This is a genomic window from Actinomadura sp. KC216, assembly GCF_004348535.1.
In the GTDB taxonomy this organism is placed as follows: domain Bacteria; phylum Actinomycetota; class Actinomycetes; order Streptosporangiales; family Streptosporangiaceae; genus Spirillospora.
In genome coordinates this window covers 1-10973 of record NZ_SMJX01000276.1, presented here as the reverse complement: position 1 = coordinate 10973, position 10973 = coordinate 1, and the positions used below count along the sequence as shown (strand labels likewise).

Sequence of the window (10973 nt, the reverse complement as noted above, 5' to 3'; positions counted from 1 at the left end):
GGGCTGGAGCGGCCCGTGCGGGAACGGGCCGGCGGGCGGCAGGTCAGATCGCGGAGCGGGCGGGCACGCCGCGCAGATGGATCCAGCCTTCGGTCTTGAGCTTCTTCACCGTGCAGCTGACGGGTTCGTACTCTGCCGGATTCACGTAGCCGGGGCCGTGGACGATGACCGATTCGTAGACGAACGTCGAGGCGATGAAGCCGAGGTCGGCGCCGGTCGCGGCGAGGCGGTCCTTGAGGGGGCGCGCGTCCAGGAGCCGGGCGGTGCGGATCAGCGCCCAGCCGGACACTCCGGGCGGGTCGGGCATCACGGGGCCGACGTGCACCGCGACCCGCAGCTGGATGCGGACGGCGTCCCTCGACCGCTGGTTGTGGTGGCGCAGCCCCTCCGCCAGAGAGGCGATCATGGGGTCGATGACGGCGGCGGTCGGCACCTCGGGCGGGACGACGATCAGCGCGCCGTCGCCGCGGTCCTCGATGTGGCAGGCGGCCCAGGGCACACCCGACTCCATGAACGCCTCGCTGAGCAGCGCGTACATGGCGCGGCGCATGTCGAGGCGGTCGCGGTCGTTGCGGTGGGTCGCGCTGAAGCCCGCGATGTCGGTGAACACGATCGTGCAGTTCTGGCCCGCCCACGTCACTCCGGCGGGCTCGTTCCGGCCGGCGGTCATGGGCTGCGTCGGCTCCTCCTCGAACGGGCCGAGGGCGGACGCCTGCCCCGGCCCCGGCACGCTGTTCTGCGGCCGCATCGCGTAGGCCGCTCCGCCGTTCACCGCCGCCGCGTCGTGGACCTGATCATCCTGCGGCGTGCGGAGCGGCATCGGCACGGTCGCGTACCTCTGCGCCCCGTTCTGCATGTTGGGGGCTCGCGACGTGTCAGGCATCTGCGTCGCGCCAGGTAGCTGCGTTGCGTCCGGCAGATGTGGTGGGACGGGGGCCAGCGGTGCGGTGGGCGGCTGTGGCGTGGTGAAGCCGTGCGAGGTGATGGAGCCGTACTGGACGGCGGGGTCGTGCGGTGCGTTGGGCTGGTACCGATCGGTCGTCATGTACGGAGACGGCGACTGCGGCTGGGACAACAGGATGGACTGCTCGGTGAGCCGGTCGTACAGCTCGCGTTCCAGGACGGCGACCACGCGGGGGTGGTCGCTCAGGTAGGACACGAACTGCTGCGTGCTGAGGCGCAGGCCACGGACGGTGTCCATGGCGACGATCGTCGCGGATCGGCGGCGCAGCAGCAGGGCCGCGCGCTCGCCGACGATGTCGCCGGGACGGCGGAACGCGATGATCCGCTCGCGTCCGCCTCGGTTGATCGACACCCGGATCGACCCGGACTGGATCACGACGGCCTGGTCGGCGGTCTGGCCCTCGAACCAGAGCACGGTGCCGACCGGGTAGACGACCTCGTCGACGCGAGCGAGGAGGTCGTTCCGCTCGATCTCGGTGAGGTAGCCCCAGAAGCCCTGGCTCGGGGGCGGCGAAACCGGCCGGACCGGCGGAGCCGGCGGGGCCGGCGGGGTCGCCTGCTGGCCCGGCCCGGCCGGTGCGACGGGCAGGTGGTGGTGTTCGGCGTCCCGGCGGTCGCTCTGGGGACGGTCGTGAGCCGGCCACGCGATGTCGGCGGCGGGGCCGGTTTCGGACGCGACGATCTGGTCGGGGTCGTGCTGGCGGGCGTGGTCGTCCATCAGCGCACCCGCCAGTCGATCGGCCGGATGGCAGAGGGTAGTCGGCTGGGGAATCGTGTGCGGGGGGCGGCGAATGGTGGGTTCGCGGGGCGGTGGACGTCAATGGTCGGGGCAAGAATTTGAAGTCTTGACATGTCGAGAACCCCATGTCTCGAATCGCGACTTCGGACGCCGTACGTCCGGCTGCCTGGGATGGGCCCGGCATCGGCTCGTTCAGGGGGGACCGAGTCGCATTCACCTACTAGCCCGAACCGCATGATCGCGGTTAGACTGGGTGAGTCCGCAGAGAGCGTTTAAGCAGGTCAGGCAGGATCTTTCAGCGACTTCGCACGAAAGTCCGACATGACCGGCCGGTACGATCTCGCGCGGTCTCGAGGAGTCGCTCTCCGCTTTCCCTCGATCGTCTTGGCTCGCAACCGGTGATCGTTGGGAGGCGGCGGGCGACTCTATTCTCTTTTCTGGTGTTTCCGGAATGTTCGGCGTTTCGTGGCGTCCTGTCCTCCCCGTCCCGGCGCGTATCTACTGTTTCGTCGCGTCGGCGCCCGTCCCCGTGTTCGCCGACGGGGAGGCCCGGGACGGAGCGCGTGTGGCCCGTCCAAGCCCTCACCCTGCGTCAAGTCTTTCCCAGTTTCTTATGTAGCAACACGTCGGGTGGCAGGTCGACGTCTGCTACTTTGCTACCTAGCACATTACAACATAGTCTACGGGCATGCAGCAGTCTGGCAGCTCCATCGCCGAGTTTCGAGCGATATGACGGGTCTGGCCCTCGGGGGTGGGTTCTCGCGGGCCCGTCAGGTAGCGCCCTGGCGGGACGTATTGCGCTACATGGCGGGCTGCCAGGTTGCATGCGAGCTGGTGGCATCTACTACATAGAGTGAGCGATTGAGATGACCAGTGACCAGGGGCCGATCGTCCAGAGCGCGCTGCTCCGCGCCGAACTCGTCCGCCTGCGCAAAGAAAAGAAGCTGACGCAGGACCAGGTGGCGCGGCAGCTCGAATGGTCTCCGTCCAAGCTCATCCGGGTCGAGGGGGGGAAGAACGCCATCACCCGGACCGACCTGCAAGCCTTGCTCAGGGTGTACGACGTGACCTCTGAGGGGCGGCAGGAGCGTCTCCAGTCGCTTGCCCGCGGCGCGCGGGAGCCCGCGTGGTGGAACACCTACCGGGGCGAGTTCGACCCGAACTTCCTCAACTATGTTGGCTACTCGGCGGGCGCGGCCTACATCCGGCAGTTCCACGGTTCGGTCATCCCGGGGCTCATCCAGACGCCCGAATACGCGAGTGTGCTCTCCACGGGCAAGGTCTCCGAGCAGGGCCGGGCCCTCGGCGCGAAGCTGCGCATCCAGCGGCAGCAGGAACTCGCCAAGCGGAAGAACCCGCCGCGCCAGCACTACATCGTGGACGAGGCGGTGATCCGCCGCCATGTCGGCATCAAGATCGACCCCGCGATCATGCCCGCCCAGCTCACCAGCATCGCCGACTCCGCCGAGCGCGACGATCGGCTGACCATCCGGATCATCCCGTTCAACAGCGGCGCGCACCTCGGGCTCGAAGGCCCGTTCAGCCTCCTGGAGTTCGACGGGGACCTGGACGACATCCTCTATCTCGAGGGCCGGGGCGGAGCGAGCCTGATGATCACCGGTGATGACGACAGGATCCCCGAGTACCGGGACACGTTCGAGCTCCTGCTGGAGCAGGCACTGCCGGCCGAGAAGTCGATCGCGCTGCTCCGGCAGGCCGCCGAGGATCTGATGGCCTGACTTCCAGAGCCATCGCCTCATGTCAGGCCATGGCCCGACACCGCCGGCCATGGCCTGACACCAGCACCGCAACTCGACTCGACACGACCGGGAGGTGACGGCCGCATCGAGCACCCCCAAGGCGAGTGGCCTTCATAGCACGCAGAGTGATCTTGTGGTCCCTTGTAGGCGGGATAACTAGAACCGTTTACACTCATGACCGGGAAATTATCCACAAGGTCGTGGTTTGCCGTGCCCTGCTTGGTGCTCGCCGGGCGGGTGTTCTTGTCCGATCGGTTGGCAAGACGGCACCCGCCGGCAATGGATGGAGGGTTGCTGGATGGTGTGCCGATCGATTCACGGAACGGCGCTGAACTGGCGCAAGGCCAGCCGGAGCGTGAACCAGGATGATTGCGTGGAGGTAGCGGCGTTGGGTCCGTCCGTGCTGGTCCGGGACTCGCTCGCCCCCTCGGCAGGTGTCATCGCCCTTGATTCCACCCAGTGGAATGAGCTGCTGAGTGCGATCCAGAGCGGCGATCTGGACGGACGCTGAGTCGCGGGACTCTTTTTCGCGCCTATCGCGGAAATTGTCGAACCTGGCGCTGGCCGGAAGCCTTGACTGGCTATTATTGACAATCCTGCGAACTGGGAACGGTTCGGCGAGCCCGGGCGAAACCTGAATCGGCCCCGAACCGTACCCGACCACTCTGTCGCGGCGGCGGAACCGCCCGCACCGTCACCGCCGGTGAGCCGCCGAGCCGTCGTCGGCGTCCCGAAGCGGTTCCGCCGTCCATCTTCGAGTGACGTTCACGGACCCGCCCCCGGCGGGCCGATCGCCGTACATCCGACCCGGCGGAACCGGGCGAGCGTTGGAAGAGCCGTCTCCTCCTTCGGGAGGCCCTCCGAGCTGCGCAGAGCCCGGACGCGCCGCCGATGCCGTAAGCCGCGGTGCTCAGTAGAGAAAGGGAAGTGTCACGCCTGCGGCGCCGGTGAGGTCCTCCCCACGGGAGCGCCCCATGAGCCAGGCGAGCAAAGACGCCTCGGCCCCCGCGACGACCACCAGGCCCCCGCCGCCACCGGGACTCTCGCCATCGCCGCGCACCTCGTCGTCGCCGGGGCCCTTGCCGTCGCCGCGGGCCTCGCGGTTGCCGGGGACCTCGTCGTTGTCGCGGGTCTCGTCGTTGTCGCGGGCCTCGTCGTCGCCGGGGCCCTTGCCGTCGCCGCGGGCCTCGCCGCTGCCAGGGGCCTCGTCGTCGCCGCGGGTCTCGCGGTTGCCGGGGGTCTCGTCGTTGTCGCGGGTCTCGTCGTTGTCGGGGGTCTTGGCGTTGTCGCGGGTTTCGCCTTCGTTGGCGGCTTCACCGGCGCCGTGGTCTTCGCTGTTGCCGAGTTCGCGGCCGGTGTCGGTGGCGCGCAACCGCAGGCGCGGGGCATCCTCACGGCGCGCGAAGGCCGCGACGACGCTGTCGAGCGCCCGCGACGTGAACTCCGCGGGCCAATCGGAGGGCGTGAAGCCGGCGTCGAGGTCGACATGGTGGACGAGCACTTCGGTGAGCCGCGAGTCCGCGGCGCGGGCGGCCGGGTGGCGTGCGCCCGACGTCCACTGCACGGTCCGCGTCCACGCCTCGTCCGGCATCAGCGCGTAGGCGTCGGCGAACCGCCGGGCGCTGTCCCGCACGTCCTCGACGAGCGCGGCGGCGGGACGTCCGGCACCTTCCTCGATCTCGGCGGCGCGGGCCTCCATGCTCGGGTACTCGTAGGACTCGACGCCCGTCCGGGCCCAGGTGAGCAGGCGGGTCCCGCCGTCGGCGTTCCTGGCGACATGGGTGAGGACATGCCCGCGCGTCCAGCCGGGAAGCAGCGACGGCGCGCGGACGTCGCCGTCATCGAAGCCGTCCGCCGTGGCAAGGAGCGCCCGCGTCGCCGCATCGATCGCGGCAAGCGGCACAAGCGGCCTCCCCGGCTCCGTCGACACACCCGACACCCCCTGCCTTGCCCGACTGTCCCACCTTGACAGCGTTCAGCGGACGTTGCGGGGCCGGAACTGGATGCTGATGCGGGGGCCGGTGGCGCGGGTGCTCTTCGGGATCGCGTGCTCCCATGTCCGCTGGCAGCTCCCGCCCATCACGATGAGGTCGCCGTGTCCGAGTTCGTGGCGGATCGTCCGGCCGCCGTCGCGTGGGCGGAGCAGCAGGTTCCGCGGCGTCCCTACGGACAGGATCGCGACCATCGTGTCCACCGTGGCGCCGCGGCCGATCCTGTCGCCGTGCCATGCCACGCTGTCGCGTCCGTCTCGGTACAGGCACAGGCCCGCGGTGCGGAACGGCTCACCGAGTTCCTCCGCGTAGTGGTCGTCGAGCGCCGCTTTGGCTTCGTCCAGGACGGGGTCGGGGAGCGTGTCGCCTTCGTCGTAGAACGCCAGGAGCCGCGGCACGTCCACGACACGGTCGTACATGCGGCGGCTCTCCGCGCGCCACGGGACGGACGTGTGCAGCCGCTCGAACAGCGCGTCCGCACCCGGGATCCAGCCGGGCAGGACGTCCACCCAGGCGCCGTGCGCCAGCGGCGTCCGCCGCGCGGAACTCAGCGGGCGCGGACCGCGCTCGTCCGTGTCGTCCAGCAGTGAGGCCTGGAACATGTCCCCACTGTACTCATCGAGTCAAACATCTGTTCGATCTCGGGAGGTCAGAAGTCCTTCAGCATGTCGGTGAGGACCGCTACGGTGCGGACGGGAGGGGCGGCGCGGACGGCCAGCGAGTCCATGATCTCCTTGTAGCGGTCGGCCTCCCTGCCCTCCGGATAGCGGGCGCCGGTCAGCTGTTCGAGGTAGACGACGTCGTCCAGGTCGTGCTCCGCGAACCGGACGATCGTGATGGGGCCGCCCAGCGCGAGATGGCCGCCGGCGGAGAACGGCAGCAGCTGCACCTTCACGTTGGGCATGCATTCCGCCACGTTGATCAGGTGCTCGATCTGGGCGCGCATCGTCGCGGATCCGCCGATCGGCCGGCGCAGTGCCGCCTCGTCGATCACCGTCCAGAACCTGACCGGGGTGACCGGGCGGAGCAGGATGTCCTGCCTGGTCATCCGCACCTTGAGCCGCCGGTCGAGCTCGTCGTACGGCGCGTGGTGGTGCTCCAGCCCGATGACCGCCCGCGCGTAGTCGGCCGTCTGCAGCAGCCCCGGGACGTACTGGACCTCGTAGTTCCGGATCGTCGACGCCGACTGCTCCAGCCCGATGTACTGCTCGAACCAGGTCGGGACCACGTCGCCGTAGCCCTGCCACCAGCCCGGCTTCTTCGCCTCCCGGACGAGGTCGACGAAACTCCTCCGTTCGTCCTCGTCGTCCAGGCCGTACAGGTCGAGGAGGTCGAGGACGTCCCGCACCTTGAAACCGTGGCGGCCGAGCTCAAGCCGGCACATCTTGGACGCCGACCCGCGGATCGCGGCCCCCGCCTCCGCCCGTCCGATGCCCTTCTCCTCCCGTAACCGCCGCAGCCGCGCGCCGATCTGCATGCGCAGCGCGGTCGGGCCGGCCTGCCGATTGTCAAGCACAAGACCTCCAGCGTCTCGTACGTCGCGACAACTCTCGGAGCGTCTCACAGGCGAGATGGACGCGCAGGCAACCTCCGGTCAGAGGTATGTAACCGCCGACCTGGTGTACAAATCACATCATTGTCCGTGAACGCCAGGCAGGATCGTTCCACTTCTCGGGGCGCTAACGCGCGGGAACGAGGAGGTCGAGATCGGCTCTCGTCACCCGCGCCCGTTCCGCCACAAGGTCGCGGCTGGTGCCCGCCGTACCGACGATCTCGATCGCCCGTGTCAGCATCGTGGGCTGCTCAAGCGGTTTCGCCGGCCCCGGTTCCTGGCGCCGCCATCCACGCGAACTCAGCACGGTCATCGCGTTCCGGTACGCGGCCTCTTTCATGATTCGCAAGGTGCGCGCCCTGTACAGGAGTGCCGCAATGCTGACGCCCCACATCGCCTTCAGTTCGGCCAGGCGGTCCCAGTCGGGGCTTGCGGGGAGTTCGCCGCCGATGTCGTCTTCCGGCATGAGGAATTCGGCCGCGAAACGGTGCGCCTGGTCCTCGACGATTTTCTCCCCCGGCTCGGCATCGGCGTGCATGACCAGATGGCCCAGCTCGTGAGCGGCGTCGAAACGGTTGCGCCAGTAGTCGCCCTTGGCCGGATTGAAGAACACCATCGGCCGCGGATGGACGCCCACGCTGAACGCGTCGACCCGCTCCGCCGCGTCCGGCAGGACGAGCACGATCACACCGTGCCCTTCCAGCAGCCGCACCATATGCGGCACCGGGCCCGGCTCCCCGACCAGAGCCTTTCGCGCAACCCGCGCCGCCTCTACCGGACCGTTTCCGGCGATCTCGTCCGGCGACACCGTGTACTCCGGCAGGTCGACCTCGGGGAAATCGACAAGGTCTTCCAGCGCGCCGACCACGTCGGTGGCGATCCGTCCATAGGCGAGCGCCTGGTCCCGCTCGATCTGGCTGGTCGACCTCAGCGACCGGAAATGCGCCCCGTCCAGCGAAGCGCGGCTCCGCCCGCCCTGAAAGAACTCCACGGGGACGCCGAGCGCGATCGCCAAACGCCGCACCATCGGCTCCTCGGGCGTCTGGACCCCGGCCTCGTATCGCCCGATCGCCTTCGGCGTCGTCCCCACCGCCTGCGCGACCTGATTCTTACGCAACCCCCTGAGCCGCCGGGCAAGCGTCAGCCGCTCGCAGTCGAACAGCACCCGCGCCACCCTTTGCTAGGCCGATTTCGTCTCCCCACGGAGCCGCATCGGGACATCGGCTTCCCCGTCGTCCCACAACGGCATCGTCCGCTCGACGAGCTTACGACGTGGATCGGGGCCGATGGCGTCGTCGAGCTGCCGCACCCAGTGCCAGGCCGACCCTCCGTCCGCGTTCCACCTGGGCCGCCCCAGGAAAAGCTCCATTTCCAGCGGCTCATCGGTCGCACTGTGCGCGAGCACCAACGTCACGACCCCGGGCGTGTCGCGCCCGATGCCGAGTGGCAGCTCCAGCTGCGGATCCTCGACATATCCCTGCCGCGCCACGGCCTGCTTGGTGGGGCTGTCGCGATCCCACCGGATGCCCCGCACGTTCCCGAACTCGTGCCGCTTCAGCAGCACCCGGTACGGCCCGTACCGCCAGCCGGGCGAGCCGTTCAGATCGTCCCGGATGACCAGCGGCTCGTCCTCGAAGACCCGGTCGATCCACGTCGCCAGCACGTCGAACGCGCTGACCCCGTACGACCGTTCCGTGAACCCCGCCGCCCGGCTCAGGGAGCCCAGGACGGCCAGCGTCGCGTCCCGGTGGGCGTCCCGCAGCGCATGCAGGAAACCGGCCGCCAGGAGCTCGTCCCAAACAACCCTGTCCTCAGCCACCCGCCCACTCTAGGCAGTGGCACCGACATTACGAGCAGCCCTCGAACTGGGGCACCTCTTCGACCAGCTCGATCCCGCTCTTCCCGAACCACTTGCGCAGCAGTTGCCCGGCCGTCCCGTCCTGATACATGGTGGTGAGCGCCCGGTTCACCGCCTCGCACTCGTCGACGTCGCCTTTCCGCAGCCCGACCCCGTACCGCTCGTCGGTGAACGGCGCATTCACGATCTCCAGATCCTCGGCCGCGAACCCGGCCAGGACCAGATCCCCCGTGGAAACCGCGTCGACAACCCCACCGCGCAACTTGGCCACACAGTCGCTGTAGGACGACCCCGGAACAAGCCTCGCGGGAATGCTCAGCCCTTTGACCACCCGCTCAGTGGAAACCGACCCGCTGGCCTGGCACATCCGCCGCCCCGCCAGGTCACGCACACCCCGAATCCGGGTCTCCCCGCGCCGCACCATGACGTCCTGGTGCGCCACGTAGTAGGGCCCGCCGAACGTGACGAGCTTCGCCCGATCCGGTGTGATCGAGTACGAGGCGAGGACCAGATCAACCTGGTGCCTGTTCAGCTTCCGCTCCCGGTCGTCCGACCTGACCTCCCGGAACTCCACCCGCGAGGCCCCCATATGCCGGGCGATGTACGTCCCCACATCGACCTCGAACCCCCGGAAGACGCCGCCTTCCCTGAACCCGAGCCCAGGCTGGTCGGCCTTAACCCCGACCACGACGACATCGCCGCCCGGAACAGAAGCCCGCGCAGCCGAACACCCCACGAGCCCGACACACACCAAAACCGCCAAAACAGCACGCACGAGCCACAACTACCGCCACAACCTGGTCACCAGATGAACACGAGATGACTTAACCGCCGCCAACAGGCGTCCCTATGGCCGATGCTTGCTGGCCCAGTTGATGGATAGCCCTCTTCCAGCACTTTGAAGGGGGTACCGAGTCTCGTGCGACCAGGCAGCGCAACCAGGCCGAGGCGATCGAGAAGTCTGCTGTATGAGTCGGTGGCCGCGTGATGGAACTCATCAACGATGACCACGGTCGAAGCGATCGAGTGAAAAGTGCGAAGAGTTCCTTGGCGAGCCTCTCGTGGACCCCGGTGGGCAGGCTCAGGGCATGCGTTTACGGTAGGGGGCGGAGATCTACGCAGCCGGGTCTGCGGTGGCGGTTTGGCGGCTGGGGTTCTTGGGCGTCTCTGGGTGGTGTGGTGGGCTGGTGTGTCACTCTGAGTGGGTGGTTGAACCGGTTTCGTCCAGAGGTCGTTCGCGGTTGGCACTAGTGCTTGTGCCGGGTTTCGTTGTCCTTCTTGGTGGGTGCGGGGCGATGGCTGGGTGGCAGTTGGGGGTCTTCAACTCGGATGGGCGGTTCGAGGACGTTGATGCCTGCCGGATCTTGCCCGATGCGGCGACGCTCGCGCCCTTGGTGAGCAATGGTGCGCGGGAACCAGGGGATTCCGAGCCGCGGGGGTTTCTCGGGCTGGGTGGTGATGCTCATTCGGAGTGCAAGTGGAGCAGTGTTCCGAGAGGGGTCGACCGTCCGTTCCGGACGGTTCGGGTGTTCGCCGAGACCGCGCATGCGAGCCCGGAGGGTAGCGGGCCGGAGCGTGCGGAGGAGCGTTTGGTGCGCTGGTATGAGAATCGGGTTCGGCGCGGTTCGGAGGTGGCTGTGGTTGATGGCGGGATGAAGATTTACGGCACCACCGATAGGGCGTCGTATGTGATTGTGTTTGCTCAGATTAAGGTTTTTGACATTCACGCCAAGTTTCGGATCTCGAACGTGGTCGTGGATGTGTCGGCTCGTACGCATACGGAGCCGGGGGAGAAGGAGCGGGCGCAGGTGGTTGGTCTGGCTAAGGAAGTTGCCGGTCGGTTGAGGGCCCTCGACTGACGTTGATTCGGGCCAGGGCTGTGGTGGCTGTGGACTGGTAGGTGCGGTCGGTAGCGATTCTGTCCGTGCTGGGTCCGGCTGCTAGTACGCGTGGGCTCTCGGCGATTTCGCGGATGGGTGGGGTGGCGGCTGCTGCGGCCGGGCCGATTTCGGCTAGGCAGTGGAGTGCGAGCATCCCGGCGGGGGTCGCGGCTACGGCGTTCACCAGGTGCGGGAGCGTTCTTTCGGTGTCGCTTGTTATCCGGTGGACG

The 10973-nt window shown here is 68.2% G+C and carries 10 protein-coding genes; 3 read left to right on the top strand and 7 right to left on the bottom strand.

Annotated elements, in window-relative coordinates; all coding sequences use genetic code 11:
- Positions 1-43: 43 nt before the first annotated feature.
- On the bottom strand, positions 44-1681 hold the full coding sequence (locus E1264_RS33090; protein ID WP_132179815.1) for a cyclic nucleotide-binding domain-containing protein: 1638 nt from the start codon (positions 1679-1681) through the stop codon (positions 44-46).
- An 887-nt stretch (positions 1682-2568) separates the two neighbouring features.
- Between E1264_RS33090 and E1264_RS33085 the strand changes: the two genes are divergently transcribed.
- Both E1264_RS33085 and E1264_RS33080 read left to right on the top strand, forming a co-directional pair.
- Positions 2569-3441 (top strand): helix-turn-helix transcriptional regulator, encoded by an 873-nt coding sequence (locus tag E1264_RS33085; protein WP_132179813.1) that lies wholly within the window; start codon positions 2569-2571, stop codon positions 3439-3441.
- Positions 3442-3760: 319 nt separating this feature from the next.
- Positions 3761-3973 carry a DUF397 domain-containing protein gene (locus E1264_RS33080; RefSeq protein ID WP_165964501.1) on the top strand — a complete coding sequence of 71 codons (213 nt, stop codon included), beginning with the start codon at positions 3761-3763 and terminating at the stop codon, positions 3971-3973.
- 399 nt (positions 3974-4372) lie between these two features.
- On the opposite strand, the gene E1264_RS33075 is transcribed toward E1264_RS33080, so the two are convergent.
- From E1264_RS33075 to E1264_RS33050, 6 genes are all read right to left on the bottom strand, one after another.
- On the bottom strand, positions 4373-5365 hold the full coding sequence (locus E1264_RS33075; RefSeq protein ID WP_132179809.1) for a maleylpyruvate isomerase family mycothiol-dependent enzyme: 993 nt from the start codon (positions 5363-5365) through the stop codon (positions 4373-4375).
- A gap of 72 nt (positions 5366-5437) precedes the next feature.
- A complete protein-coding gene (locus E1264_RS33070; protein WP_132179807.1) occupies positions 5438-6055 on the bottom strand; it encodes an alpha-ketoglutarate-dependent dioxygenase AlkB in 618 nt (205 codons plus the stop codon).
- Between the two features lie 47 nt (positions 6056-6102).
- Entirely contained in the window at positions 6103-6969 is an 867-nt protein-coding gene (locus tag E1264_RS33065) for a helix-turn-helix transcriptional regulator (RefSeq protein WP_243711313.1), read from the bottom strand.
- A 163-nt stretch (positions 6970-7132) separates the two neighbouring features.
- The gene (locus E1264_RS33060; protein WP_243711312.1) at positions 7133-8170 is read right to left on the bottom strand and encodes an ImmA/IrrE family metallo-endopeptidase; all 1038 of its coding nucleotides are present in this window, start codon (positions 8168-8170) and stop codon (positions 7133-7135) included.
- A gap of 15 nt (positions 8171-8185) precedes the next feature.
- On the bottom strand, positions 8186-8824 hold the full coding sequence (locus E1264_RS33055) for a hypothetical protein (protein ID WP_132179803.1): 639 nt from the start codon (positions 8822-8824) through the stop codon (positions 8186-8188).
- Between the two features lie 28 nt (positions 8825-8852).
- On the bottom strand, positions 8853-9638 hold the full coding sequence (locus E1264_RS33050; protein WP_132179817.1) for a glutamate ABC transporter substrate-binding protein: 786 nt from the start codon (positions 9636-9638) through the stop codon (positions 8853-8855).
- Positions 9639-10158: 520 nt separating this feature from the next.
- Here E1264_RS33050 and E1264_RS33045 point away from each other — a divergent pair.
- Positions 10159-10722, top strand: a complete 564-nt coding sequence (locus E1264_RS33045) for a hypothetical protein (protein ID WP_132179801.1) — start codon at positions 10159-10161, stop codon at positions 10720-10722.
- Positions 10723-10973 lie beyond the last annotated feature (251 nt).